The organism is Streptomyces erythrochromogenes (assembly GCF_036170895.1).
GTDB classification, from domain to species: Bacteria; Actinomycetota; Actinomycetes; order Streptomycetales; family Streptomycetaceae; genus Streptomyces; species Streptomyces erythrochromogenes.
In genome coordinates, this window is record NZ_CP108036.1 from 5,854,624 (window position 1) to 5,880,601 (window position 25,978).

Here is a 25,978-nt window from a genome sequence, read left to right on the forward strand (position 1 = left end):
CGCCCCTGTCTGTTCGCAACGCGCTAGATGCGGACCTGGACGGCGCGCGCGAGGCGGTCGTGGAGGCCGCGGCCGTCGCGGTCCCAGATCAGCGCCGGGATGACCAGGGCCAGCAGCAGCGTGCGCACGACCACGCGGACGAAGCCGAGGCGGCCGCCGTCCTCCGCGACCACGCGCAGGCCCAGGACCCGCTTGCCGGGTGTGAAGCCCACGGTGCCGACCGTCAGGACGGTCAGGGCCACGAAGAGCCCGAGGGTCCAGTTGCCCGCGGCGCCCAGGTTTCCGCCGGTGATCAGCCCGTACGCGATGAGCTGGCAGCCGATCCAGTCGAGGGCGACGGCCCCGATCCGGCGCCCGAAGCGCGCCACCGAGCCGGGGCCCTGCTGGGGCAGGCCGAGGCGCTGCCCCGGATAGCCGAAGTCGACGCCCATCTCCTCGGCGGCCGCCTTGGGGCCGGAGAGCCAGGATCCGATTGCCTGTCTGTTGTCCACCCGACCACGGTACCGGTGGCGCCTCACGGCGCTCCGGCCGGACCCTGGTTAACTTGTGCGAAACAAATGGGTCATGCTTGGGAAATCCCGTCTGCTTATGGTCGGGTCAGCGTGCGGCACCGCACTGACGCACCACGAGCTATAAAGCCCGTCCCTCCCCCGGGGCCGGGAGTAGGAGGAGTTGGATGTTCCAGAACGCCGACGAAGTCAAGCAGTACATCGAGGAGAACGACGTCAAGTTCGTCGACGTCCGCTTCTGCGACCTGCCTGGTGTGATGCAGCACTTCACGATCCCGGCGCGGGCATTCGACCCGGCGGAGGAGCTCGCCTTCGACGGATCCTCGATCCGCGGCTTCCAGGCGATCCACGAGTCCGACATGGCCCTGCGCGCCGACATCACCACCGCGCGCCTGGACCCCTTCCGTCGCGACAAGACTCTGAACATCAACTTCTTCATCCACGACCCGATCACGGGTGAGGCCTACAGCCGCGACCCGCGCAACATCGCGAAGAAGGCCGAGGCGTACCTCGCCTCCACCGGCATCGCCGACACCGCGTTCTTCGGTCCCGAGGCCGAGTTCTACATCTTCGACAGCGTGCGCTTCGCGACCACCGCGAACGAGGGCTTCTACCACATCGACTCCGAGGCCGGCGCCTGGAACACCGGTTCCGAGGAGAACAACCGCGGCTACAAGGTCCGCTACAAGGGCGGCTACTTCCCGGTCGCCCCGGTCGACCACTTCGCGGACCTGCGCGCCGAGATCTCCCTGGAGCTGGACGCCCAGGGCCTCCAGGTCGAGCGCCAGCACCACGAGGTCGGCACCGGTGGCCAGGCCGAGATCAACTACAAGTTCAACACGCTGCTGGCCGCGGCCGACGACCTGATGCTCTTCAAGTACATCGTGAAGAACGTCGCCTGGAAGAACGGCAAGACCGCGACCTTCATGCCGAAGCCGATCTTCGGCGACAACGGCTCGGGCATGCACGTCCACCAGTCGCTGTGGGCCGGCGGCGAGCCGCTCTTCTACGACGAGGCCGGCTACGCGGGCCTGTCGGACACCGCCCGCTACTACATCGGCGGCATCCTCAAGCACGCCCCGTCGCTGCTCGCCTTCACCAACCCGACGGTGAACTCCTACCACCGCCTGGTGCCGGGCTTCGAGGCGCCGGTCAACATGGTGTACTCGCAGCGCAACCGCTCCGCCGCCATGCGCATCCCGATCACGGGCTCGAACCCGAAGGCCAAGCGCGTCGAGTTCCGCGCGCCGGACCCGTCCTCGAACCCGTACCTGGCCTTCTCGGCCCTGCTCCTCGCGGGCCTCGACGGCATCAAGAACAAGATCGAGCCGATGGAGCCGATCGACAAGGACCTCTACGAGCTCTCCCCTGACGAGCACGCTAGCGTCCCGCAGGTCCCGACCAGCCTCGAGGACGTCCTCAAGGCCCTGGAGGAGGACCACGAGTACCTCCTGGCCGGCGGTGTCTTCACCCCCGACCTGATCGAGACCTGGATCGACTACAAGCGCACGCACGAGATCGCCCCGATCGCGCAGCGTCCGCACCCGCACGAGTTCGAGCTGTACTTCGACCTCTAAAAATGCCTGATGGGAGGCCCCCCGCCACGCTCCACGGAGCGAGGCGGGGGGCCTTTCCGCTTTGACAGGTCGACCGGGTGGAGTAAGGGTGGAAATGACCTAAAGGCCTCATAAGCGAGACATGTTCGGAGGTGCATGAGAATGCGCCGTAGGATCGTTGCGGCAACGATGGCCGGAGCCGCGGGAATCGCCATCGGTCTGCTGCCCGTAGCCAGTGCTTCGGCCTCGGTCGTCGCCGGCAGTGGCGGCGGGAACGGCGGCTACGACTGCTACCGGTACCCCTCGAACCGCTCGGACGCCCGGTGGGACTACTGCTGCAACCGCGACTGGCGTGACCGGCCCAGCTGGTGCTGGGACAACGCGGGCGTCGGCGGCGACCGCGGCTACTGGCGCGACAGCAACTGGCGCGACTCCGACCGGCGCCACCACAACTGGCACGACGACGCGAACTGGAACAACTCCGGCCGCGGCGGCAACGGCAACTGGAACGACTGGGGCAACGGTCGCGGCGGCAACGGTGACTGGGGCAACGGTCGCGGCGGCAACGGTGACTGGGGCAACGGTCGCGGCGGCAACGGTGACTGGGGCGGCGGCGGTGGCGGCGGCAACGGTGACTGGGGCGGCGGCGGTGGCGGCGGCAACGGTGACTGGGGCGGCGGCGGTGGCGGCGGCAACGGTGACTGGGGCGGCGGCGGTGGCGGCGGCAACGGTGACTGGGGCGGCGGCAACGGCGGCGGGGGCGGCAACGGCGGCGGCGGCTGGGGTGGTGGCCGCTGAGGCTGATCGGACCACGGAGGGCCGTGGGACCGGGACCGGGGCGATGCCCCTGCGGCGCTGGTTCAGCGCAGCAGGGGCATCGCGCCCGTGAGGTCACGCAGGCACAAGGCCGCAAGCTCGGCGGGGGAGCCGGGCCCAGAGACCGGGGCGTCCGTCTGCGACCACAGCTCCAGCGCCACCCGGATCGCGTCCGTGGCCGCGGCGGCCAGCAGCCGTACCTCCCGCAGTTCGGCGTCCGCGCCCGCCAGCCTGCCGATCACCGGGACCAGGCGCTCCTCGGAGTCCTGGTTCACGCGGTACCAGACCGCGCGCAGGGCCTCGTCGTCCGCCGCCGCGCGCAGCAGGCCGCGGGTCACCTCCAGGCCCTCCTCGACCGCCTGCGGGCCGCTCAGCGACCGGGTGACGGCGCGTTCCAGGGCCTCGGCGAGGGGGGTGCCCGGGTCCTCCTCCGCGAGCAGCGCTCGCCAGGCGTCGCCGCCGCCCGCCAGCAGCGGTGCCACGGCCTCCTGCTTGTTGCGGAAGTAGCGGTAGAAGGTGCGCAGCGCCACGCCCGCGCGGTGGGCGATGTCCTCGGCGGTGGTGCCGTCGGGGCCGTGCTCGGCGAACAGCTCGCAGGCGGCGCGGGCGATGTCGAGCTGGGTGGCGGCCTTGCGGCGCTCGGTCAGCGACTGCGCTCCGGAGTCGGCCTGGGGGGCGTACGGGCGGGGGGATCTCACGGGGTGCAGCCTACCGTTCGCCCATCTCGGAGAAGGCATTTTTTGTCAGCATGACAAAACGTGCCACTCCTTCGGTACGCTCACGCCATGAACCGTTACGAAGGACGTCGCGTCCTCATCACCGGCGGCGGCTCCGGCATCGGCCGCGCCACCGTCCACCGCCTCCTCGCCGAGGGCGGCCGGGTCCACGCGGTGGACGTCAGCGAGGCCGGCCTGAAGGCCACCGCCGAACGCGCCGCCGCAGCTGGCCACGGGGACCGGCTCACCACCGCGCTCCTCGACATATCCGACGAGAACGCCGTCAGGGAAGGCGTCGTCGCCGCGACCCGCGCCCTCGGCGGGATCGACGTGCTCGTCAACGCGGCCGGCATCCTGCGCTCCGCGCACACCCACCTGACCACGCTGGAGCTGTGGAACCAGGTCATCGCGGTCAACCTGACCGGCACCTTCCTGATGATCCGCGAGTCCCTGCCGGCCCTGCTGGACGCGGACCGGCCGGTCGTCGTGAACTTCAGCTCCACCTCGGCGTCCTTCGCCCATCCCTACATGTCCGCCTACGCGGCCAGCAAGGGCGGCATCCAGTCCATGACCCACGCCCTAGCCGCCGAGTACAGCAAGCAGGGCCTGCGCTTCGTCAGCGTCGCGCCCGGCTCCATCGAGAGCGGCATGACCACCGGCAACGGCCCCGGCCTGCCCGAGGACACCGACTGGTCCCTCTTCACCAAGCTCGCCCCGGCCATCGGCCAGGGCTTCGCCGGCCCCGAGACCGTCGCCGGCGTCGTCGCCATGCTCGGCTCCGAGGACGGCGCCTTCATCACCGGCACCGAGATCCGCATCGACGGCGGCACGCACTGCTGAACCGGGGCGTCAGCCTCTGAACCGGTCCCAGAGCCGGGGGAAGCGCTCCGCGAGCACGGCTTCGTTCTCGAAGTCCAGCGGGGTGCCCTCCGGCTCCGCCGCCTGCAACGGGATGCCCAGATCCGGGGCCACCGCCCCGGTCAGCTGCTCGTACGCCTCGTCGGCCGCGTACCCGAGCTCCTCGCCGTCCCCGTCGATCTCCTCGTCGAAGTCGCCCAGCAGCTCCGCCAGATGGTCCGGGTCGTGCACCCCGCCCTCGAAGACCTCCCGCCCCTGGCCGATCAGCCAGCACCGGAAGTAGTCGAAGGCGTCGTCGCTCGCCCCGTCGAGCAGCACCCAGGCCGCGCCCCACAGGTCCCAGGTGTACGCCCGGCTGTACCGGGACTCGAAGTGCCGGGCGAAGTCCAGGACGGAGTCCGGATCGAGCTGTGCCAGCCGCTCCACGAGCAGCTCGGCATGTTCCTCGGGGTCGCCTTCGGCGGCCTCGCGGGTACGGTCGACGATCTCCCAGAACTCCGTCTCGTCCATCACGGCTCCAGCATCACGGTTGCGCCCCCGCGCCGCCACCGCTCATACGGCGAAAGGCCGGTGCCCGCCCCCTGCGGGGCGGGCACCGGCCCTACTCGTCCGGATTCACACGGCTCAGAGGCCGTAGCGCTCCCGGGCCTCCTTGACCGCGGAGGCCGGAACCTCGCCACGGCGGGCGAGCTGGGCCAGCGCGGCCACCACGATCGACTGGGCGTCGACACCGAAGTGGCGGCGGGCGCCCTCACGGGTGTCGGACAGACCGAAGCCGTCCGTGCCCAGAGAGGTGTAGTCCTGCTCCACCCACTGGCTGATCTGGTCCGGGACCTGGCGCATCCAGTCGGACACGGCGAGGACCGGGCCCTGGGCGCCTTCCAGCGCGCGGGTGACGTACGGGGTGCGCACCTCGCCGCGCAGCAGCGCCTCGTCGCACTCCAGCGCGTCGCGGCGCAGCTCGCCCCACGAGGTGGCGGACCAGACGTCGGCGGCCACGTTCCAGTCGGCGGCGAGCAGCGCCTGCGCCTCCAGGATCCAGTGGATCGCGGTGCCCGAGGCCATCAGCTGGATCTTCGCGGCATCGGCGGCCGGGGCGTTCTCCAGGTCGGAGGCCTGGTTGAAGCGGTAGAGGCCCTTGAGGATGCCCTCTTCCACGCCCTCCGGCATCGCCGGCTGGACCTTCGGCTCGTTGTACACCGTGAGGTAGTAGAAGACGTCTTCCGGCGTCTCGCCGTACATCCGGCGCAGACCGTCCTTGACGATCACCGCGATCTCGTACGCGAAGGCCGGGTCGTAGTTGAGCGACGCCGGGTTCGTGGACGCGATCAGGTGCGAGTGGCCGTCCGCGTGCTGGAGGCCCTCACCGGTCAGCGTGGTGCGGCCGGCGGTGGCGCCGACGATGAAGCCCTTGCCGAGCTGGTCGGCGAGCTGCCACATCTGGTCGGCGGTGCGCTGCCAGCCGAACATCGAGTAGAAGATGTAGAACGGGATCATCGGCTCGCCGTGCGTCGCGTACGAGGTGCAGGCGGCGATGAAGTCGGCCATGGCGCCGGCCTCGGTGATCCCCTCGTTGAGGATCTGCCCGTCCTTGGCTTCCTTGTAGTACATGAGCTGGTCGCGGTCGACCGGCTCGTACGTCTGGCCCAGCGGCGAGTAGATGCCGGCCGACGGGAAGAGGGACTCCATACCGAAGGTACGGGCCTCGTCGGGGACGATCGGCACCCAGCGCTTGCCGGTCTCCTTGTCCCGCATCAGGTCCTTGACGAGGCGGACGAAGGCCATGGTGGTGGCCATCTCCTGCTTGCCGGAGCCCTTCAGCAGCGGGGCGAAGGAGCGCTCGGCCGGGGCGGGCAGGGCCACGTGGTGGACCTTGCGGGCCGGAGCCGGGCCGCCGAGGGCCGCGCGGCGCTCGCTCAGGTACTGCACCTCGGGGCTGTTCGCACCCGGGTGGCCGTACGGGACCTGGCCGTCGGCGAAGGCGCTGTCCGGGATCGGGAGGTCGAGCTTGTCGCGCATGCTCTTGAACTCGTCGATCGTCAGCTTCTTCATCTGGTGGTTCGCGTTCTTCGACTCGAACCCGGCACCCAGCGTGTAGCCCTTGACGGTCTGCGCCAGGATGACCGTCGGCGCGCCCTTGTGCTCCAGGGCGGCCTTGTACGCGGCGTAGACCTTGCGGGGCTCGTGGCCGCCGCGCGAGGTGTGGAAGCACTCGGCGATCTTCGCGTCGGAGAGCAGGGCGCCGAGGGCGACCAGCTCGGCGTTGGCGCCGAAGAAGTGCTGGCGGATGTAGGCCACGTCGCGGGTCGCGTACGTCTGGAACTGCGCGTCCGGTACCTCGCGCAGGCGGCGTACGAGGGCGCCCGTGGTGTCGAGCTGGAACAGCTCGTCCCAGGCGGAGCCCCACAGGGTCTTGATGACGTTCCAGCCGGCGCCGCGGAACTGGGCCTCCAGCTCCTGGACCACGCGGAAGTTGGCGCGGACCGGACCGTCGAGGCGCTGCAGGTTGCAGTTGATGACGAAGGTCAGGTTGTCGAGCTGCTCGCGGGAGGCCAGGGCCAGGGCGGCGGTCGACTCGGGCTCGTCCATCTCGCCGTCGCCGAGGAAGGCCCAGACGTGCGAGTTGGCGGTGTCCTTGATGTTCCGGTTCTGCAGGTAGCGGTTGAAGCGCGCCTGGTAGATCGCGGAGAGCGGGCCGAGGCCCATGGAGACCGTGGGGAACTCCCACAGCCACGGCAGGCGCCGCGGGTGCGGGTAGGAGGGCAGGCCGTTGCCGCCGGACTCCTGGCGGAAGTTGTCGAGCTGCTGCTCGGAGATCCGGCCGTCGAGGAAGGCGCGGGCGTAGATGCCGGGGGAGGCGTGGCCCTGGATGTAGAGCTGGTCGCCCGATCCGTCGGCCTCCTTCCCGCGGAAGAAGTGCTGGAAGCCGGTCTCGTACAGCCACGCGGCGGAGGCGAAGGTGGCGATGTGGCCGCCGACGCCGTACTTGGAGCCGCGGGTCACCATGGCGGCCGCGTTCCAGCGGTTCCAGGCGGTGATCTTGGCTTCCATCGCCTCGTCACCCGGGAACTCGGGCTCCGCGGAGGTGGGGATGGTGTTGACGTAGTCCGTCTCCAGCAGCTTCGGCAGGGCGAGGCCGGCGGCCTCGGCGTGCTGGAGCGTGCGGCGGAGCAGGTATTCGGCGCGGCGCGTACCGGCGGCCTGTGCGACGGCGTCGAGGGAGGCCGCCCATTCGGCGGTCTCCTCGGTGTCGCGGTCCGGGAGCTGGTCGAGCTCGCTCGGAAGCTTTCCTACGGGGTCGGACATCGCTGTGCGCCGCCTTCCGGACAAAGGAGAGGTGGTGAAGAAAATCCCTGACGGGCAGGACAGGGTCGATGGACCTGGTTGAGGTCCGCGACGACTGTAAATCCCTGATCGATGATCGATCAAATAAAAGTGACAAAGAAACGTCGATCTGACGAAAGTCGGCACCGCGTGCCAGTAAAACGGGCACGCGGTGCCGGTCAAAACGGGGCGAAACGGTCGCTCAGGCCCGGGGTGCGCACCCCAGGACGTGCCGCTTCACCAGCACGCCGATGTCCGGATCCCGACTGCGGAAGGCCTCGACGAGGGCCTCGTGCTCCTCTGCGTAGGACTTCTGGACGGTCCCCAGCCAGCGGATGGACAGGGCCGTGAACACCTCGATGCCCAGGCTCTCCCAGGTGTGCAGCAGCACGCTGTTCCCGGCGGCCCGCACCATCTCCCGGTGGAAGCCCACCGTGTGCCGCACCTGCGCCGTGCCGTCCGAGCTGCGGTCGGCCTCCCACAGGGCCGCCACGTGCGGTTCCAGGGCCGAGCAGTCGGCTGCCAGCCGCGGCGCCGCCAGCTCGGCCGCGATCTGCTCCAGACCCGCCCGGACCGGGTAGATCTCCTCCAGGTCGGCGGCGGAGAGGTTGCGCACGCGCACGCCCTTGTTCGGCGCGGACTCGATCAGCCGCAGCGTCTCCAGCTCGCGCAGGGCCTCCCGTACAGGGGTCTGGCTGACCTCCAACTCCACGGCGATGCGCCGCTCCACGATCCGCTCGCCGGGCTTCCAGCGCCCGCTGACGATCCCCTCCACGATGTGCTCGCGGATCTGCTCGCGCAGCGAGTGCACGACGGGTGGGGTGATCATCGGGGCTTCATCTCCTGGTGGGTGTGCAGGGTCATGCGGGGCCTGATGCGTAGACAATACGGCGGCGCCCCCGCCCGGGAGTATCCCGGACGGGGGCGCCGACAGTGAGGCTGGTTACAAGCCGTTCGGCTCAGAGGCCGAGCTCGACCTCGAACTCGCCGGCCTCGAGGATCGCCTTGACCGCGGTGAGGTACCGGGCCGCGTCCGCGCCGTCCACCAGGCGGTGGTCGTAGGACAGGGTCAGGTACGTCATGTCGCGGATGCCGATGTTGGTGCCCTCGGCGGTCTCGATGACCACCGGGCGCTTCACCGTGGCACCGATGCCCAGGATGGCGACCTGGTTCGGGGGCACGATGACCGTGTCGAACAGCGCACCGCGCGAACCGGTGTTGCTGATGGTGAAGGTCGCGCCCGACAGCTCGTCCGGCGTGATCTTGTTGCCGCGGACCTTGGCGGCCAGGTCGGCGGTCGCCTTGGAGATGCCCGCCAGGTTGAGGTCGCCCGCACCCTTGATGACCGGGGTCATCAGGCCCTTCTCGGAGTCCACGGCGATGCCGATGTTCTCCGAGTCGAAGTAGGTGATGGTGCCCTCGTCCTCGTTGATCCGGGCGTTGACGACCGCGTGGGCCTTCAGCGCCTGGGCAGCGGCCTTGACGAAGAACGGCATCGGGGACAGCTTGACGCCCTCGCGGGCGAGGAAGCCGGCCTTGGCCTTCTCGCGCAGCTTCATGATCTTGGTGATGTCCACCTCGACCACGGAGCTGAGCTGCGCCTGCGAGTGCAGGGCCTTCATCATGTTGTCGCCGATGACCTTGCGCATGCGGGTCATCTTGACCGTCTGGCCGCGCAGCTCGGAGACCGCGGCGGCCGGAGCCTTGGCGGCGGGAGCGGCAGCGGCCGGCGCCGGAGCGGCGGCAGCGGCCTTGGCGGCCTCGGCGGCGGCCAGGACGTCCTGCTTGCGGATACGGCCACCGACACCGGTGCCCGAGACCGCGGACAGGTCCACGCCGGACTCCGAGGCGAGCTTGCGCACCAGCGGGGTGACGTACGCGCCCTCGTCACCGGCGAACGCCGGGGCGGCGGCCGGAGCGGCGGGGGCAGCGGCCGGCGCCGGGGTCACCGGAGCCGGAGCGGCCACGGGGGCGGCAGCCTGGACCGGCGCCGGAGCGGCGGCCGGGGCGGGCTGGACCGGCGCCGGAGCGGCGACGGGCGCCGGGGCGGCAGCCGGAGCCGGGGCGGCCTCGACCGGAGCCGGGGCGGCGGCCGGAGCGGCAGCGGCCGGGGCGGCACCGGCGACGCCGATGACGGCCAGACGGGCGCCGACCTCGGCGGTCTCGTCCTCGCCGACCAGGATCTCCAGCAGCGTGCCGGAGACCGGCGCGGGGATCTCGGTGTCGACCTTGTCCGTCGAGACCTCCAGCAGCGGCTCGTCGGCCTCGACCGACTCGCCGACGGCCTTCAGCCAGCGGGTGACGGTGCCCTCGGTGACGGACTCGCCCAGGGCGGGGAGCACGACGTCCGTGCCGGAGGCGGCAGGGGCGGCGGTCTCGGCGGCGGGCGCCTCGGCGGCCGGAGCCGCGGCCGCGGGGGCCTCGGCGGCGGGAGCCGGAGCGGCCGCGGGGGCCTCGGCAGCGGCGGCCGGCTCGGCAGCCGGCTCCTCGGCGGCCGCCGGGGCGCCGGAACCGTCGTCGATGACGGCCAGCTCGGCGCCGACCTCGACGGTCTCGTCCTCGGCGACCTTGATGGAGGCGAGGATGCCGGCGACGGGCGACGGGATCTCGGTGTCGACCTTGTCGGTCGAGACCTCGAGCAGCGGCTCGTCGGCCTCGACGCGCTCGCCCTCGGCCTTCAGCCAGCGGGTGACAGTGCCCTCAGTGACGCTCTCGCCGAGCGCCGGAAGGGTTACGGAAACCGACATGGTTTCTGTTGCTCCTTACGAAAGTGCGGAAGTGGTCGTCGCGCCCGGGACGAACTAGTCGTGCGAGTGAAGCGGCTTGCCGGCCAGGGCCAGGTGGGCCTCGCCGAGAGCCTCGTTCTGGGTCGGGTGCGCGTGGATGAGCTGCGCGACCTCGGCCGGCAGGGCTTCCCAGTTGTAGATCAGCTGGGCCTCGCCGACCTGCTCGCCCATCCGGTCACCGACCATGTGGACGCCGACCACGGCACCGTCCTTGACCTGGACGAGCTTGATCTCGCCCGCGGTCTTCAGGATCTTGCTCTTGCCGTTGCCCGCCAGGTTGTACTTGAGGGCCACGACCTTGTCCGCGCCGTAGATCTCCTTGGCCTTGGCCTCGGTGATGCCGACGGAAGCGACCTCGGGGTGGCAGTAGGTGACGCGCGGGACACCGTCGTAGTCGATCGGGACGGTCTTGAGACCGGCCAGACGCTCCGCGACCAGGATGCCCTCGGCGAAGCCGACGTGCGCGAGCTGGAGGGTCGGGACGAGGTCGCCCACGGCCGAGATCGTCGGCACGTTGGTCTGCATGTACTCGTCGACCAGGACGTAGCCGCGGTCCATCGCGACGCCCTGCTCCTCGTAGCCCAGGCCCTGCGAGACCGGGCCGCGGCCGACGGCCACCAGCAGCACCTCGGCCTCGAAGGTCTTGCCGTCGGCCAGCGTCACGCGGACGCCGTTCTCCGTGTACTCGGCCTTGTCGAAGAAGGTGCCGAGGTTGAACTTGATGCCGCGCTTGCGGAAGGCGCGCTCCAGCAGCTTGGAGCTGTTCTCGTCCTCGACCGGCACGAGGTGCTTGAGGCCCTCGATGACGGTGATGTCGGAGCCGAAGGACTTCCACGCCGAGGCGAACTCGACGCCGATGACGCCGCCGCCCAGGACGATCGCGGACTCGGGCACGCGGTCCAGGACCAGCGCGTGGTCCGAGGAGATGATGCGGTTGCCGTCGATGTCCAGGCCCGGCAGGGACTTCGGCACGGAGCCGGTCGCCAGCAGGATGTGGCGGCCCTGGATGCGCTGGCCGTTCACGTCGACGGAGGTCGGCGAGGAAAGGCGGCCCTCACCCTCGATGTACGTCACCTTGCGGGAGGCGACCAGACCCTGCAGGCCCTTGTACAGGCCCGAGATGACCTCGTCCTTGTACTTCTGCACACCTGCGACGTCGATGCCCTCGAAGGTGGCCTTCACGCCGAACTGGGCGGCTTCGCGCGCCTGGTCCGCGATCTCACCCGCGTGCAGCAGAGCCTTCGTGGGGATGCAGCCGTTGTGCAGGCAGGTGCCGCCGAGCTTGTTCTTCTCGATCAGGGCAACGTCCAGACCCAGCTGGGATGCGCGCAGCGCCGCGGCGTAACCGCCACTGCCACCGCCGAGGATCACTAGGTCGAAAACGGTGCTGGCGTCGTTCGCCACGTCACGTCCTCCATGCATGTGCGCCGGGCACCGGTCCTCTGTGACCGGGCGGCGGCTGGTAATCGGCCGCTGTTTCTTCGGCCCTGTGGTGGGGGCCCTGTCCTGCCGAGAACCCATCTTCGCATTTGTCGGGGGAACGCGGGACGCCGGGCCCACGTTGTGAGAGGGCGTTCTCTCCGAAGCCGGGGTTACCGCTGCGTAGAAACCTACGGATTTCGTTGTCGGCTGAACGCACCCCGGGGCCCGCCGGGCCCCGGGGTGCGTCACGCGTCACACCGAGTGCGTCAGCCGAGGTCGCCCGTGGCCGTGCGCTCGGCCAGCCGCACCAGGGTGCGCACGGCCGAGCCGGTGCCGCCCTTGGGGGTGTAGCCGTGCGGCGCGCCCTCGTGGAAGGCCGGGCCGGCGATGTCGAGGTGGGCCCAGGTGATGCCCTCGCCGACGAACTCCTGCAGGAAGAGGCCGGCGACCAGGCCGCCGCCCATGCGGACACCCATGTTCGCGATGTCGGCGGTGGGGGAGTCCATGGTCTTGCGCAGCTCGGCGGGGAGCGGCATCGGCCAGGAGGACTCGCCGACCTCCTCCGCGATCTCGTGGATCGAGGTGCGGAAGGCGTCGTCGTTCGACATGATCCCGAAGGTGCGGTCGCCGAGGGCCAGCACCATCGCGCCGGTCAGGGTGGCGACGTCGACGATCGCGTCCGGGTTGTCCTCGGAGGCCTTGGTCAGCGCGTCACCGAGGACCAGGCGGCCCTCGGCGTCGGTGTTGAGGACCTCGACGGTCTTGCCGCTGTACATGCGCAGGACGTCACCGGGCTTGGTGGCGGAACCGGACGGCATGTTCTCGGCGAGCGCGAGCCAGCCGGTGACGTTGACCCGCAGGCCCAGCTTCGCGGCCGCGACGACGGACGCGAAGACGGCGGCGGCGCCGGCCATGTCGCACTTCATCGTCTCGTTGTGGCCGGCCGGCTTCAGGGAGATGCCGCCCGAGTCGTAGGTGATGCCCTTGCCGACGAAGGCGAGGGTCTTCTCCGCCTTGGGGTGCGTGTAGGTGAGCTTCACCAGGCGCGGCGGGTTCTCGGAGCCCTTGCCGACGCCCATGATGCCGCCGTAGCCGCCCTTGACCAGGGCCTTCTCGTCCAGCACCTGGACCTTGACGCCGTTCTCTTTGGCAGCCGCGGAGGCGACCGCGGCGAAGGCCTCGGGGGTCAGGTCGTTCGGCGGGGTGTTCACCAGGTCACGGGCGACGTTGACCTCGGTCGCGACGACCGCGGCGCGCTCGGCGGCGGCCTTGTGCTCCTTGTCGCGCGGCTTGGCGCCCAGCAGGGCCACCTCGGCGAGCGGCTGCTTCGGGCCGGAGTCCTTGCCGTTGCCGGCCTTCTTCTCGCCGCCCTGGTAGGCGGTGAAGGCGTACGCGCCCAGCAGCGCGCCCTCGGCGACGGCGGTGACGGCGGAGGCGTCCTCCAGCGGGAGGGCGAAGCCGGCCTTCTTGCTGCCGTGCAGCGCGCGGGCGGCGGCGCCGGCGGCGCGGCGCAGCACCTCCTCGTCGAACGACTCGTCCTTCTCGGGGACGGAGCCGAGCCCCACCGCCAGCACGACCGGGACCTTGAGGCCTGCCGGGGCCGGCAGCTTGGTGACCTCGCCTTCGGCACCCGAGGCGCCGAGTGCGTCGAGGACACCGGCGAGCTTGCCGTCGAACGCCTTGTCCACGGCCTCGGCGCCCGCGGCGACGATCGCGCCCTTCGGGCCCTTGGCGACACCGACGACGAGGGCGTCGGCGCGCAGCGTCGCCGCGCCGGCAGTGCTGAGAGTCAGAGCAGTCACGGTGGTGAAGTCTCGCTTCCGTTTGTGTGTGTGGGCCGAGTGGGTGGACGGCCATCCGTAGCGATCGTATTCGGGGCCCGACGGCCGCCTGAAAGGAGCCTACGCGCACGCGCTCGCCCGTACGCCACTCGAAGGTTTGGCAAGTTGTTCGATCAAGAAGCCATCAGGTTCACCCATCCGTGGACTCTGCTCCAGGTTTGCCTCGTAGACCTGACGAGGTCCGAAAGACTCGGTCCACTCTCGCAAGGGGACGCGGGGTTCCTTTGCATGATTTCCACAGAGCCTCCCCGGCCCGGCCGACCGCCAAGGGCCGTGTCGAGGGATGCCTGCGGGGGGAAAGGCCGAAATGGTCAACAAGAACCGGATGAACAGGCTGGCCGCCGTCATGGCCGCGGCCGCCCTGGTGTCCGTGGCAGTACCTGCCGCTACCGCCCAGGCGGCCGTGACACCACCGCGGATCGACCTCAAGGTGCTCGTCGTCGACGACGGCGGCAGCTCGGTGGAGGCGATCACCGCGGAGCTCCGGGACACCGGAGTGCCCTACACCCGCCTCCAGCTGGGCAGCGCGGGCCGGCCGGTCATCAACGCGGCGTTCCTCAGCGACACCGTCGACGGCCGGCCGCGTGCCAAGTACCAGGGCGTGGTCCTGCCCAACGAGAACCCCTTCGGCGAGGGTTCCGCCGAGATGGCCGCGCTCGCCGCGTACGAGACGACGTACGGGATCCGCCAGGTCGACGCCTACACCTGGGCCCACCCGGGCGTCGGGCTGGAATACACCGACAACGGCGGCTTCAGCGGGCAGCTCGACGGCACCCAGGCCGCCGTCACCACCGCCGGCAAGGCCGGACCCTTCGCCTACCTCGGCGGGCAGGTCACCTTCGAGGACAACTCCGCCCTCGTCCCCGAGAGCTACGGGTACATGGGCAAGCCGCGCCCCGGCTACACCAGCTACGTGGACGCGCCCGTCGGCTCCGGCCGGGCCTCCCTGGTCGGCGAGTACACGCACGACGGACGCAGCGAACTGGTCGTCACCTTCGGCTACAACCAGTACCAGCAGCAGTTCCGGCTGCTGGCCCGCGGCATCGTCGACTGGCTGACGCAAGGGGTGCACCTCGGCCAGAGCCGCAACTACTTCGCGGTCCACGTCGACGACGTCTTCGCCCCCGACGCCCGCTGGAACAAGGAGCTGAACTGCACGCCGGGCGACTACGCCTGCGCGGGCGGCGAGGGCATGGAGAGCACCATCCGGATGAGCGCCGCCGACGCCGTGTACGCGGCGCAGTGGCAGACGTCCAAGAACTTCAAGCTGGACATGCTCTTCAACGGCGGCGCCGGCGAGGAGTGGAAGGCCGAGAACGGCGGCGTCGACGCGCTGACCGCCCAGCTCGTCGCCGACCGCGCCAAGTACCGGTGGATGAACCACACCTACACCCACCCGTTCCTCGGCTGCGTCCAGAACACCGCCGTCACCCCGTGGACCTGTACGAAGAACGCCCAGGGCGCGATCCAGTACATGAGCCGCGCCGAGATCTCCGCCCAGATCCGGGACAACAACAACTGGGCCGCCTCCAAGGGCATCACCCTCGACAGGTCGGAGCTCGTCACCGGCGAGCACTCCGGCCTCAAGACCGCTCCGCAGCAGCCCGTGGACAACCCCAACCTGGCCGGCGCCCTCGCCGACAACGGGGTCAAGTGGGCCGGCAGTGACAACTCCCGCGAGCCGGCGCAGCGCGCCATCGGCTCCACCCTCACCGTCCCCCGGCACCCGATGAACGTGTACTACAACACGGGCACCAACGCCGAGATGGCCGACGAGTACAACTGGATCTACACCAGCCGCGCCCACGGCGGAAGCGGCGTCTGCGAGGACAACCCGGCGACGTCCACCTGCCTGCCGGCCCCGCTCGACGTCAACACCGGATACCTCGACTACATCGTCCCGGCCGAGGCCCGCACCGCCCTGCGGCACGTCCTGGCAAACGACCCGCGGCCGCACTACGTCCACCAGTCCAACCTCGCCGAGGACCGGACCCTGTACCCGGTGCTCAACCAGGTCCTCGACACCTACCGCGCCCTCTACGCTCCCAGCGCGCCGATCGTCAACCAGTCCATGAAGGACACCGGTGTCGAGCTCCAGCGCCGCGCGGCCTGGGACAAGGCGCTCGCGGACGGCAAGGTCACCGCCTACCGCATCGGCAAGGACGTCACCATCAAGGCGCCCTCGGGAATCGTCGCCCCGGTCACCGCCCCCAACGGCACCAAGAAGCAGATGCTGCTCGGCACGTCGGACTTCGGCACCGCGTACGCCGGCAACCGCTCCGCCTGGACCGGCCCCGAACTGCTGCAGAGCGCCGTCACGCTCAAGCTGCCCAGCTGACCGTCCCGCACGCCAACACCGAGTAGCACCCAGCGCCGGCGCTCCGCGAACCCACGGGCGCCGGCCCCTTTTCCGTCCTGGGGGGACACACCGCATGAGTCATGGGCGTCACGTCACCATGCTCACCGAAGGCACCTATCCACACGTCCACGGGGGCGTCAGCACCTGGTGCGACCAGCTGGTTCGCGGCATGCCGGAGGTCGACTTCAACGTCATAGCCCTGACCGGCTCCGGACGCGAGCCGGTCACCTGGGAACTGCCCCGCAACGTCTACCGGCACACGGCCGTCCCGCTCTGGGGTCCACCCCCGTCGAAGGGCTGTCGCGGCCGCCGGTCGGCCCTGCGCGGCAAGGCCCACCGCCGCTTCACCGAGGTCTACGAGAGCCTCCTGCTCTCCCTGCTCGACCCGGCGGACGACCCCGCCCGCCGCACCTTCTCCGAGGCCCTGCGCGAACTGGCCGTCCTGGCCCGGGCCGGGAAACTCGCGCCGGCCCTGCGCTCCGAATCGGTTCTGCGCCTCCTGATGAACGTCTGGACCCGGCCCGGGCTCTCCACCGCCGAGGCGGCGCCCACCATCCACGACGCGCTCACCGCGACCGACCTGCTGGAACACGCGCTGCGGCCGCTCTCCGTCCGCATCCCGCCCGACAGCGTCGCCCACGCCGTCAGCAGCGGCCTCGCCACCCTTCCCGCCCTCGCCGCCAAACACCTCGACGGGGTGCCCTTCCTGCTCACCGAGCACGGCATCTACCTGCGCGAACGCTACCTCGGCTACCGCACCGCCGAGCAGCGCTGGCCCGTCAAGGCGCTCATGCTCGGCTTCTACCGCGAGCTCAACACCGAGGGCTACCGCCAAGCCGACCTGATCACCCCCTGCAACCAGTACAACCGCCGCTGGGAGGAGCGCGGGGGCGCCGATTCCGAGCGGATCCGCACCGTCTACAACGGCGTCGACCCGCACGCCTTCCCCGAGGCCGGCCCCGAACCGGACGTGCCCACCCTCAGCTGGTGCGGCCGCATCGACCCGATCAAGGACCTCGAAACCCTGATCCGGGCCTACGCCTTCATGCGCGAGGAACTGCCCGCCCTGCGGCTGCGCCTGTTCGGCCCCGTCCCGGCGGGCTGCGAGGACTACAAGCTGCGCCTGGAGAAACTCGCCGCCGAACTCGGCGTGAGCGACGGGATCACCTACGAGGGCCGCATCGAGCAGGTGGCCCAGGCCTACGCGGCCGGCTCCGTCGTGATGCTCTCCTCCATCAGCGAGGGCTTCCCCTTCAGCATCATCGAAGCCATGTCCTGCGGCCGCACCACCGTCTCCACCGACGTCGGCGGGGTCCGCGAGGCCGTCGGGGACACCGGCCTGGTCGTCCCGCCGCGCGAGCCCGAGACCATGGCCCGCGCCACCCTCGCCCTGCTCCGCGACGACGAACGCCGCGCCGAGCTCGGCCGGATGTCCCGCAAGCGGGTCGTGGAGAAGTTCACCCTCCACCAGTCCGTGGACGGCTTCCGGCACATCTACCGGGAACTCGCAGGCCAGCCCGTGCTGCCCGTCCACGCGGGCGACGCATGGACCCAGCGGCTCGCCGACCCCTGGTACCGGGAACTCGCGGCCGACGGGAGCCTGTGGTGAGCGGATCCCTCTGGCTCAAGCCCCCCGGTCCCGGTCACGGTTCCGGCTCGGGCTCCGGTTCCGGCACGCTCCCGGCGATCCCCCGGCCGCGCGCCGGGGACCCCGGGCCCGCCGCCGACCCGATGGACGAACTGGCCGAACGCCTCGACGTGTTCATCGCCTCCGCCGTCCACCCCGACGAGATCGCCGCCGTCCTCGAATCCGACGGCATGACGGACGAGTACATCCGGCTGACCTACGGCCGCCACGACTCCTTCGCCCTCGCGGAGGAGCTCTACGCCCGCGTGCCCCGCTCCTTCCCGGAGACGGGGCCCGCCCCCGACCCGTGGAAGGTCTCCCTCACCGCCTGCCTGCTGCGCGGGGTCATCTTCGCCCTGCCCGGCCTGGCCTACCTCCTGGGCGCGCCCCTCCTCGAAGGCCCGCAGGACCGCCTCGGCCTGCCCGCCGGGACGCTGACCCTGCTCGCCGGGGCGCTCATCGGCTGGGTCTGGGACCAGACCCTGTCCCACCGCGCGTACTCCTGGCTCGGCCTGGGCGACCGGGCCGCCGCCGGGCGGACCCTGCTCGTCGGCGCCCCCGTCGGATCCCTGCTGGGCACCGCCGCGGCGCTGGCCGTGCCCGGCGGGCCGCCGTTCTCGTACGCCTTCGCCGCCGGACAGGCCCTGTACGTCGGGGCCGCCACCTGCCTGCTGGTCCTCGGCCGGGAGCGGGTGCTCCTCGCGGCCCTCGCCCCGATGGCCGCCGGCGCCGTGGCCGTGCTCTTCGTCGACCTGCCCGTGCCGGTCCGGGTGACCCTCCTCGCGGTGTCCCTGCTGGCCGCCTGCATCCTGGCCGTACGGGAACTCCCGCTGGCCGACGGGCTACGGGCCGCCGCGCACCGGATCAGGGGCTGGGCGGCCCGGCGGCCCGCCCGGGTCGGCCCCGTGCGCTGGCAGATGCTGCGCGGGGCCGAGGAGGAGTTCACCCCCCGCGGGCCCCGGCTCGGGGACTCGGTGCCCTTTGGCGTCTTCGGCCTGGGCACCGGCCTGCTCGTGCTCTACGCCGCCCTGGGCGAGGTGCTCGCCGGAGGCCCCGCCGAGGCCGTCGCCGCCCCGTCGGCGGTGGCCCTCACCCTCAGCATGGGCCCCGCCGAGTGGCTGCTGCACCGCTTCCGCAGCGGAACCCTCTCCGGGCTCCAGGGGGCCCGCTCGCCCCGCCAGTTCCGGCGCCGGATGCTCGCCACCCTGACCCGCTGCCTCGGCATCTACCTGTCGGTGCTGCTGGCCCTCGGCGTGACCGGAACCCTGCTGTGGCCGGGAGCCCCCGGACTCACCGGGGTCCGCGTCGCCACCCTGCTGCTCCTCGGGGCGGTGATGTGGAGCGGGCTGCTCCTGCAGTCCTTCGGAGCCGTCCGGCCCGCGGCCGTGGTCTGCGCCTCGGCCGCCGTCGCCCAGAGCCTGGCGCTGCTGACCGGGCTGGGCCAGCCCCGGGTCGTCCAGGTGGCCGTGGCGGGCACGGCCGCGGCCGCACTGGCCGCACTGGTCTGCCTGCTCCTCGGCCGCGCGACCGCCCACCGATGACGCACGAGACGTACAAGACGGACGAGACGGACGAGAAGAAGGACCCCATGCTGCTGGTGCCCCTCTACGAGCATCCCGCCGACCGGCCCGAGGCCTGGGAGCGGCTGATCCGCTGCGCGGACCGGCTCCACTCGGTGGTGCTCAACCCCGAGAACGGGCCCGGCGCCGCCCGCGACGAGCGGTTCGCCCTCGTCGCCGAGCGGCTCCGGGAGGCCGGCGTACCCGTACTCGGATACGTCGACACCGACTACGGGCGGCGCCCGCACGCTGCGGTGGTGCAGGACCTGCTGCGCCACCGCGACTGGTACGCCACCGACGGAGCCTTCCTCGACCAGGCCTCCGCCGACCCCGAACTGCTCCCGCACTACGGGCGGCTCACGGTCGCGGCCCGGGCCGCGGGCGCCCACACCCTCGTCCTCAACCACGGAGCCCACCCGCACCCCGGCTACGCGGAAATCGCCGACCTGCTCGTCACCTTCGAGGGGCCCTGGGACGCCTACCGGGACGCGGCCGCGCCACCGCCCTGGACGGCAGACCACCCCGCCCAGCGGTTCTGCCACCTCGTCTACGCCGTCCCGCCCGGCGAACTCGCCGCCCGGCTCGCCGGGGAACTGGCCGCGGAACGCGGTGCGGGCGTGCACTGCGCCGTCCCGGGGAACGGCCCGCACCCGTGGGGGACCCTCCCGTACGCCCTGGAGACGGCGGGATGAGAACCTTGCGACCGCTGCGGCTCCTGCTGGTCCTGCCCCTGCTGCTGCTCGCCGCGTGCACGGCCGGACCTGACGGCGAGGGCGACGACGAACCGTACCGCTGGCCGGAACTCGCCCCCGGACAACGCTGGCAGCCCCCGCCCGGCACCGACTGGCAGTGGCAGCTGACCGGAAAGCTCGACACGTCGGTGAAGGCACCCGTCTACGACGTCGACGGGTTCGACACCACCAGGGCACAGGTCGCCGCGCTGAAGAAGGCCGGCCGCAAGACCATCTGCTACGTCTCCACCGGGGCGTGGGAGGACTTCCGGCCGGACGCAGAAGCGTTCCCGCAGGACCTCCTCGGCAAGGGCAACGGCTGGGAGGGGGAGCGCTGGCTGGACATCCGGCGCGTGGCGGAGCTCGAACCGCTGATGGCCGAGCGGTTCGACATGTGCCGGGACAAGGGCTTCGACGCGGTCGAGCCGGACAACATGGACGGCTACAAGAACACCACCGGCTTCCCGCTCACCGCCGACGACCAGCTGCGCTACAACCGGCTGATCGCGAAGCTCGCCCACGACCGGGGCATGTCGGTCGGCCTGAAGAACGACCTCGACCAGATCCCCCAGCTCGTCGGGGACTTCGACTTCGCGGTCAACGAGCAGTGCGCGCAGTACGACGAGTGCGAGCGGCTGACCCCCTTCATCGCAGCGGGCAAGGCCGTCTTCCACGCGGAGTACGAACTGTCCACGCGCCGCTTCTGCGAGCGCTCGCGCGAGCTGAAACTGAGCTCCTTGCAGAAGAAGTACGACCTCGACGCCTGGCGCAGAACGTGTCCTTAGCCAAGTCCGGCCCCGCCGGCGAGGCCGGGTTCGGCCGGCCGGGGCTGCGATGGTTGCGGCAAGATCCGAAAGAGACGGCTAGGCCCACGGCAATACGGCGTGGACGCGGTAGCCGCCGCCGAAGCGGGGCCCCGTGGAGCAGGATCCGCCCAGGGCCGTGGCCCGCTCCCGCATGCCGAGCAGGCCGTGGCCACCGCCCGGCTCGGTGTCGACGGGCTCCGTGCCCCCGTCGTCGAGCACCGTCACCTCCACCGACGGGCCGACCCGGACCACGCTCACCTCGGCCCGCGCCCCCGGCCCCGCGTGCTTGCGCACGTTGGTCAGCGCCTCCTGGATGACCCGGTACGCCGCAAGGTCCACCGCGGCCGGCAGCGGACCCGTCCCGCAGTCCAGCTGGACGATCACCTGCACCGGCAGCCCGGCGTGCCGGAAGGTGTCCACCAGCTCGTCGAGGACGCCCAGCCCCGGCGCCGGCTCGGTCGGCGCCTCCGGGTCACCGGACTGCCTCAGCAGGCCGACGGTCGCCCGCAGCTCGTTCAGCGCCGACCGGCTGGCGTCCCGTACGTGCGCCAGCGCCTCCTTGGCCTGGTCCGGGCGCTTGTCCATGACGTGCGCGGCCACCCCGGCCTGCACGTTGACGAGGGCGATGTGGTGGGCCACCACGTCGTGGAGGTCCCGGGCGATCCGCAGCCGTTCCTCCGCGACCCGCCGCCGGGCCTCCTCGTCGCGGGTGCGTTCGGCCCGTTCGGCCCGCTCCCGGATGGCGTCGACGAAGGCCCGCCGGCTGCGCACGGCGTCCCCGGCGGCCGCGGCCATGCCCGTCCAGGCGAAGATCCCGAGGTTCTCCTGCGCGTACCAGGGCAGCGGCCCGGCCAGCATTGCCACACCGGTCAGGCCCGCCATCGTGAGCAGCCCGATCCGCCAGGTCGTCGGTCGGTCGGTGAGGGCCGCCACCGTGTACAGGGCGATCACCGTGCACATGGCGACGGGCGCCCGCGGCTCCCCGGTGGTCAGCTCCAGCAGCGAGAGCCCGCAGGTCACCGCGAGCACGGCCCGCGGCTGCCGGCGCCGGAACACCAGCGCGGCCGAGCCGAGCAGCATCAGCAGCAGGGAGAAGGGCTCGGGGGTGCGCGTCCCGAAGGTGGGCCCGTGCGGTCCGTGCGGATCCGCGAAGGAGCCGACGACCATGGCGACGAGCGCGCCGAACGCCAGCACGGCGTCGGTGGCCAGCGGATGGGCCCGCATCCACTGCCGGGTGGGGGCGAACCGCCCGAGGTCTGTCGTCACCCCGATACGGTACGGCCTGCCGGGACACAGCTCAGGGCGGAGGGCCCTGGCCCGCCGGTACGCGGGAGCGCACCGGACCCCACTGGGCCCGGACCACGCACACGGCCATGACGGCGGCGATGGCCGCCAGGTGCTCCTTGCCCGCGAGGTTGTTCTTGACCAGCACCTCCCCGATCATCGCGAGGATCACCAGGGCGCCGGTCAGGTACGCCCGGTAGCGCCAGCAGAGGTAGATGGCGAGGCCGACCACGGCCGCCGACGGGCCGGTGTCGTTGACGATGCGGTCGGACACCGGCAGGCCGAAGGGGTGCTCAGGGCCCAGCGCGACGCCGATCCGCGCGTACGTGGTCCCGGCGAGGGTGGCGACGTAGCCGATCACCAGGGTGCGCCACCAGCCGATGCAGATCTCCGCGATGCCGAACACCAGCAGCATCTGCGCGAGCGCCCCCCACACCGGCAGGTCGAGGGCCGGGACGAACAGCGACAGGGGAGTGCGCAGCAGGGCCAGCCAGAACGGGTCGACGGCCTTGACCGACCCGAGGTCCTGCACCGGCTGGAAGCCCCACGAGGTGTTCTGCACGATCTGGAAGACCGTGGTCAGGCAGACCGCGCCCAGGGTCATCGGGATCGCCCGCCACGTGTCCCGGACGAGGGCGTCCCGGACGGTCCAGAACATGGGGCCCCACTCGCGGCGGGCGAACCGCCGCAGTGGGGTGCTGCTGTTCCGCGCTGTCAACGGCGGGTCTCCAGGTGTCTGCGGTGCAGCCACTTCGGAAGGCCGGGGGCCTCCAGGAAGCCCTCGGCCCGCCCGGCCGCGACACCGATCCGCAGCAGGTCCGAACTCTTCTCGAAGAGCATGAACCGCGGTTCCCAGATCGGCCGGTATTTGGCGTTGGCCCGGTAGAGGGACTCGATCTGCCACCAGCGGGAGAAGAAGCTCAGCAGCGAGCGCCACATCCGCAGCACCGGACCCGCTCCGAGCCGGGACCCGCGCTCGAAGACCGACCGGAACATCGCGAAGTTCAGCGAGACCTGGGTGACCCCGATCTCCTTGGAGCGTTCGAGGAGTTCGATGACCATGAACTCCATCAGGCCGTTCTCGGAGTCCCGGTCACGGCGCATCAGGTCCAGCGACAGGCCCTTGGGGCCCCACGGCACGAAGGACAGCACGGCCCGCAGATCGCCGTTGCCGTCGGTGCACTCCAGCATCACGCACTGGCCGTCGGCGGGGTCGCCCAGCCGGCCCAGCGCCATGGAGAAGCCGCGTTCGGTGGCCCCGTCGCGCCAGTCGTCGGCGCGGCGCACCAGCTCGGCCATCTCCTCGGCCGGGACGTCGGCGTGGCGGCGGATGCGGACCGTGTACCCGGCCCGCTTGACGCGGTTGTAGGCCTGCCGGACGGTGCGCATGGCACGGCCCTCCAGGGTGAACTCGGCGGTCTCCACGATCGCCTCGTCGCCGAGCTCCAGCGCGTCCAGGCCGTGCCGGGCGTAGATCTGCCCGGCCTCCTCGCTCGCCCCCATCACGGCCGGCACCCAGCCGTGCTCGCGGGCCTCGGCCAGCCACGGGTCGATGGCGCCGGGCCAGGCCTCCGGGTCGCCGATCGGGTCGCCGGAGGCGAGCGAGACACCGCCGACGACGCGGTAGGTCACGGCGGCCTTGCCGGTGGGGGACCAGATGACGGACTTCTCGCGGCGCAGCGCGAAGTAGCCGAGCGAGTCGCGGTCGCCCTGCCGGGCCAGCAGCGCCCGCAGCCGCTCCTCGTCCTCCTCGCTGAGCGGGTCGACGGCGCGGCGCGAACGGAACGCGGCGAACAGCACGGCGAGCAGCAGCAGCATCGACATGACGTTGATGAAGACGTCCACCCAGCCGGGCGGGGTGATCGCCGCGGAGGCCAGGTCGTCGGGGGCCAGGGTGATCAGCCGCATCACGCCGTACTTCCAGCGCTCCGGGAAGGAGACGCCGGCGCTGTCCGGGGAGGTGTTGGCGGCGCCCACGAGCAGGGCCGCGACGAGCGAGGTGACGAGCAGGCCGACGGCGGCGACGGCGGCGGCGAAGGCCGGGTTGGAGCGGTCGCCCTTGGCGTAGAACTCGCGGCGGCCCAGCAGCAGCGCGCCGGTGAAGAGCGCGGTCAGGGCCAGCGAGACCCAGTTCTGCGGGTGCTCGCGGATCTCCTCGTAGGCGAAGAGCGCGTAGGCGAGGAGCAGCGCCAGGAGGCCGCTCAGGACGAGGTTCAGGATCCAGGAGGCGCGCTTGCGGCGGCCGAGGGTGACGGCCAGCAGCAGCGTGAACAGACCGGAGGCGAAGCCCGCGGTGAGCATGTAGGGGGTGTAGAAGTCCTCGATGTTGTGGCGCCGCAGGTCCTGCCCGAGCGAGACCCATACCGCGCTGAGGAAGTTGATGAAGGTGACGACGCGCAGGTACCAGACCGCGAAAGCGGCTCCGCGCTGTGAGCGGGCGCTCCCCCGACCGCTCTCCCGGCCGCCCCCCGCCGTCTTGCCGGCGGGGTCTGCGCCGGTCTCTTTCCTGCCGGATGACGGACCGGTCGCCGGTACGGCGGTGCGGTCGGTCTCTGCGCTGGTCAAACGGACCTCTCCCATAAAAAGCGATCATATGGGGCGTCGCTGTCCGTGATGGTGCGGTCGGGGGCCGCGGCCTGGTCAGGACCGCGGACCCCGGCGGCTCATTCCGTCGGCTCCTCCACCGCGCGCTCAGGAAGCTCCGCCGCGAGTGCGGCGGCCGCCTGGACGAGGGGGAGAGCCAGCAATGCCCCGGTTCCTTCACCCACTGTGACGCCGTGATCGAGCACGGGGTTGAGCGCCATTCGGTCAAGTGCCTTCGCCTGACCCGGCTCGCCGCTCGCCTGACCCGCCAGCCACCAGTCAGGAGCCCGGAAAGCGGCCCTCTGGGCCACCAGTCCGCACGCGGCCGAAACAACACCGTCGAGGATGACGGGCGTACGGCGCACCGCGCACTGGAGCAGGAATCCGGTGATGGCGGCGACGTCCGCACCGCCGACCGCCGCCAGCAGCGCGACCTGGTCGCCCAGGACCGGGCGGGCCCGGCGCAGCGCGTCGCGGATCGCCGCGCACTTGCGCATCCAGGCCAGGTCGTCGATGGGCCGGCCGCCGCGGCCGGTGACCACCGAGGAGTCCGTTCCGCACAGGGCGGCGACGAGGGTCGCGGCGACGGTCGTCCCGCCGACGCTCAGGTCGCCGAGGACGACCAGGTCGGTCCCCGAGTCGGCCTCCTCGTCGGCGATGCGCATGCCGAGCCGCAGCGCGGCCTGCGCCTCCTCGACCGTCAGCGCGTCCTCGACGTCGATCCGGCCGCTCCCGCGCCGGACGCGGTGCGCCACGACGTCCTCGGGGAGCAGCCCGGGATCGCAGTCCAGACCGGCGTCGACGATCCGTATCGTGGCGCCGAACCGGCCGGCCAGGACGGCGACGGGGCTGGCCCCGTCGAGCACGTCCCGCACCAGCTCGTGGCCCGTGGACGCGGCCCGGGCGGAGACCCCCTGGACGGCGATCCCGTGGTCGGCGGCGAACAGCACCACGCGGGGCCGCTCGATGGCCTTGACCGGAACCTGCCCCTGCGCGGCGGCGAGCCACTCGGCGAGTTCGTCGAGCCGCCCCAGCGCGCCGGGCGGTACGGCGAGGCGCTCACGGCGTTCCTCGGCATCACGCCGGACGCCCCCGTCGGGGCGCTCGATCAGATCGGAGAAGTCGTCGAGATTCAGCGTGCTCATCTGCCAGAGAGTACAGCCGGTGAAGCCCTCCCTCAGGCCTCGGCGGGCCCGGCCGT

The 25,978-nt window shown here is 71.5% G+C and carries 20 protein-coding genes; 8 read left to right on the top strand and 12 right to left on the bottom strand.

From position 1 onward, the window contains the following. Positions 1-23: 23 nt before the first annotated feature. Complete coding sequence (locus tag OHA91_RS26790) at positions 24-491, bottom strand: RDD family protein (RefSeq protein ID WP_031153161.1); 468 nt, start codon at positions 489-491, stop codon at positions 24-26. Between the two features lie 185 nt (positions 492-676). On the opposite strand from OHA91_RS26790, the gene glnA reads away from it, so the two are divergent. Next, positions 677-2,086 carry a type I glutamate--ammonia ligase gene (gene glnA, locus OHA91_RS26795; protein ID WP_030654817.1) on the top strand — a complete coding sequence of 470 codons (1,410 nt, stop codon included), beginning with the start codon at positions 677-679 and terminating at the stop codon, positions 2,084-2,086. Positions 2,087-2,227: 141 nt separating this feature from the next. Then, positions 2,228-2,863 carry a hypothetical protein gene (locus OHA91_RS26800; protein ID WP_328740182.1) on the top strand — a complete coding sequence of 212 codons (636 nt, stop codon included), beginning with the start codon at positions 2,228-2,230 and terminating at the stop codon, positions 2,861-2,863. Positions 2,864-2,925: 62 nt separating this feature from the next. Here OHA91_RS26800 and OHA91_RS26805 read toward each other — a convergent pair whose 3' ends face one another. Next, entirely contained in the window at positions 2,926-3,579 is a 654-nt protein-coding gene (locus tag OHA91_RS26805; RefSeq protein ID WP_031153156.1) for a TetR family transcriptional regulator, read from the bottom strand. A gap of 87 nt (positions 3,580-3,666) precedes the next feature. Here OHA91_RS26805 and OHA91_RS26810 point away from each other — a divergent pair, with 87 nt between their 5' ends. After that, a complete protein-coding gene (locus OHA91_RS26810) occupies positions 3,667-4,437 on the top strand; it encodes an SDR family NAD(P)-dependent oxidoreductase (RefSeq protein WP_266501953.1) in 771 nt (256 codons plus the stop codon). Positions 4,438-4,446: 9 nt separating this feature from the next. On the opposite strand, the gene OHA91_RS26815 is transcribed toward OHA91_RS26810, so the two are convergent. The 6 genes from OHA91_RS26815 to OHA91_RS26840 all read right to left on the bottom strand — a co-directional run bounded on the left by OHA91_RS26815 (position 4,447) and on the right by OHA91_RS26840 (position 13,789). After that, positions 4,447-4,965 (bottom strand): DUF4240 domain-containing protein, encoded by a 519-nt coding sequence (locus OHA91_RS26815; RefSeq protein ID WP_031153153.1) that lies wholly within the window; start codon positions 4,963-4,965, stop codon positions 4,447-4,449. Positions 4,966-5,079: 114 nt separating this feature from the next. Next, the gene (gene aceE, locus OHA91_RS26820) at positions 5,080-7,761 is read right to left on the bottom strand and encodes a pyruvate dehydrogenase (acetyl-transferring), homodimeric type (RefSeq protein WP_031153151.1); all 2,682 of its coding nucleotides are present in this window, start codon (positions 7,759-7,761) and stop codon (positions 5,080-5,082) included. Positions 7,762-7,981: 220 nt separating this feature from the next. Then, complete coding sequence (locus OHA91_RS26825; RefSeq protein WP_030654838.1) at positions 7,982-8,605, bottom strand: GntR family transcriptional regulator; 624 nt, start codon at positions 8,603-8,605, stop codon at positions 7,982-7,984. Between the two features lie 133 nt (positions 8,606-8,738). Then, on the bottom strand, positions 8,739-10,526 hold the full coding sequence (gene sucB, locus OHA91_RS26830) for a 2-oxoglutarate dehydrogenase, E2 component, dihydrolipoamide succinyltransferase (protein WP_328740183.1): 1,788 nt from the start codon (positions 10,524-10,526) through the stop codon (positions 8,739-8,741). Between the two features lie 54 nt (positions 10,527-10,580). Beyond that, positions 10,581-11,969: a dihydrolipoyl dehydrogenase gene (gene lpdA, locus OHA91_RS26835; protein WP_031153146.1), complete on the bottom strand. Its 1,389-nt coding sequence runs from the start codon at positions 11,967-11,969 to the stop codon at positions 10,581-10,583. A gap of 284 nt (positions 11,970-12,253) precedes the next feature. After that, a complete protein-coding gene (locus OHA91_RS26840) occupies positions 12,254-13,789 on the bottom strand; it encodes a leucyl aminopeptidase (RefSeq protein ID WP_031153143.1) in 1,536 nt (511 codons plus the stop codon). Positions 13,790-14,135: 346 nt separating this feature from the next. Here OHA91_RS26840 and OHA91_RS26845 point away from each other — a divergent pair, with 346 nt between their 5' ends. The 5 genes from OHA91_RS26845 to OHA91_RS26865 all read left to right on the top strand — a co-directional run bounded on the left by OHA91_RS26845 (position 14,136) and on the right by OHA91_RS26865 (position 20,889). Continuing rightward, the gene (locus OHA91_RS26845; protein WP_051893304.1) at positions 14,136-16,166 is read left to right on the top strand and encodes a hypothetical protein; all 2,031 of its coding nucleotides are present in this window, start codon (positions 14,136-14,138) and stop codon (positions 16,164-16,166) included. Between the two features lie 94 nt (positions 16,167-16,260). Further along, positions 16,261-17,796: a GT4 family glycosyltransferase PelF gene (pelF, locus tag OHA91_RS26850; RefSeq protein ID WP_031153138.1), complete on the top strand. Its 1,536-nt coding sequence runs from the start codon at positions 16,261-16,263 to the stop codon at positions 17,794-17,796. Then, positions 17,793-19,355, top strand: coding sequence for a hypothetical protein (locus tag OHA91_RS26855; RefSeq protein WP_031153136.1), 1,563 nt, complete (start codon positions 17,793-17,795; stop codon positions 19,353-19,355). The genes pelF and OHA91_RS26855 overlap by 4 nt, the downstream gene beginning before the upstream one ends. Next, positions 19,352-20,065 (top strand): spherulation-specific family 4 protein, encoded by a 714-nt coding sequence (locus tag OHA91_RS26860; protein ID WP_328740184.1) that lies wholly within the window; start codon positions 19,352-19,354, stop codon positions 20,063-20,065. The genes OHA91_RS26855 and OHA91_RS26860 overlap by 4 nt, the downstream gene beginning before the upstream one ends. Beyond that, positions 20,062-20,889 (top strand): endo alpha-1,4 polygalactosaminidase, encoded by an 828-nt coding sequence (locus OHA91_RS26865; RefSeq protein ID WP_266501962.1) that lies wholly within the window; start codon positions 20,062-20,064, stop codon positions 20,887-20,889. The genes OHA91_RS26860 and OHA91_RS26865 overlap by 4 nt, the downstream gene beginning before the upstream one ends. A 78-nt stretch (positions 20,890-20,967) precedes the next feature. Here OHA91_RS26865 and OHA91_RS26870 read toward each other — a convergent pair whose 3' ends face one another. From OHA91_RS26870 to cobT, 4 genes are all read right to left on the bottom strand, one after another. Further along, the gene (locus tag OHA91_RS26870; RefSeq protein ID WP_037632925.1) at positions 20,968-22,134 is read right to left on the bottom strand and encodes a sensor histidine kinase; all 1,167 of its coding nucleotides are present in this window, start codon (positions 22,132-22,134) and stop codon (positions 20,968-20,970) included. 73 nt (positions 22,135-22,207) lie between these two features. Next, a complete protein-coding gene (locus tag OHA91_RS26875; RefSeq protein ID WP_051893302.1) occupies positions 22,208-22,852 on the bottom strand; it encodes a hypothetical protein in 645 nt (214 codons plus the stop codon). A gap of 56 nt (positions 22,853-22,908) precedes the next feature. Beyond that, positions 22,909-24,774 (bottom strand): phosphatidylglycerol lysyltransferase domain-containing protein, encoded by a 1,866-nt coding sequence (locus OHA91_RS26880; protein ID WP_328740185.1) that lies wholly within the window; start codon positions 24,772-24,774, stop codon positions 22,909-22,911. Positions 24,775-24,857: 83 nt separating this feature from the next. Then, positions 24,858-25,913: a nicotinate-nucleotide--dimethylbenzimidazole phosphoribosyltransferase gene (cobT, locus tag OHA91_RS26885; protein ID WP_266502696.1), complete on the bottom strand. Its 1,056-nt coding sequence runs from the start codon at positions 25,911-25,913 to the stop codon at positions 24,858-24,860. Positions 25,914-25,978: the final 65 nt, after the last annotated feature.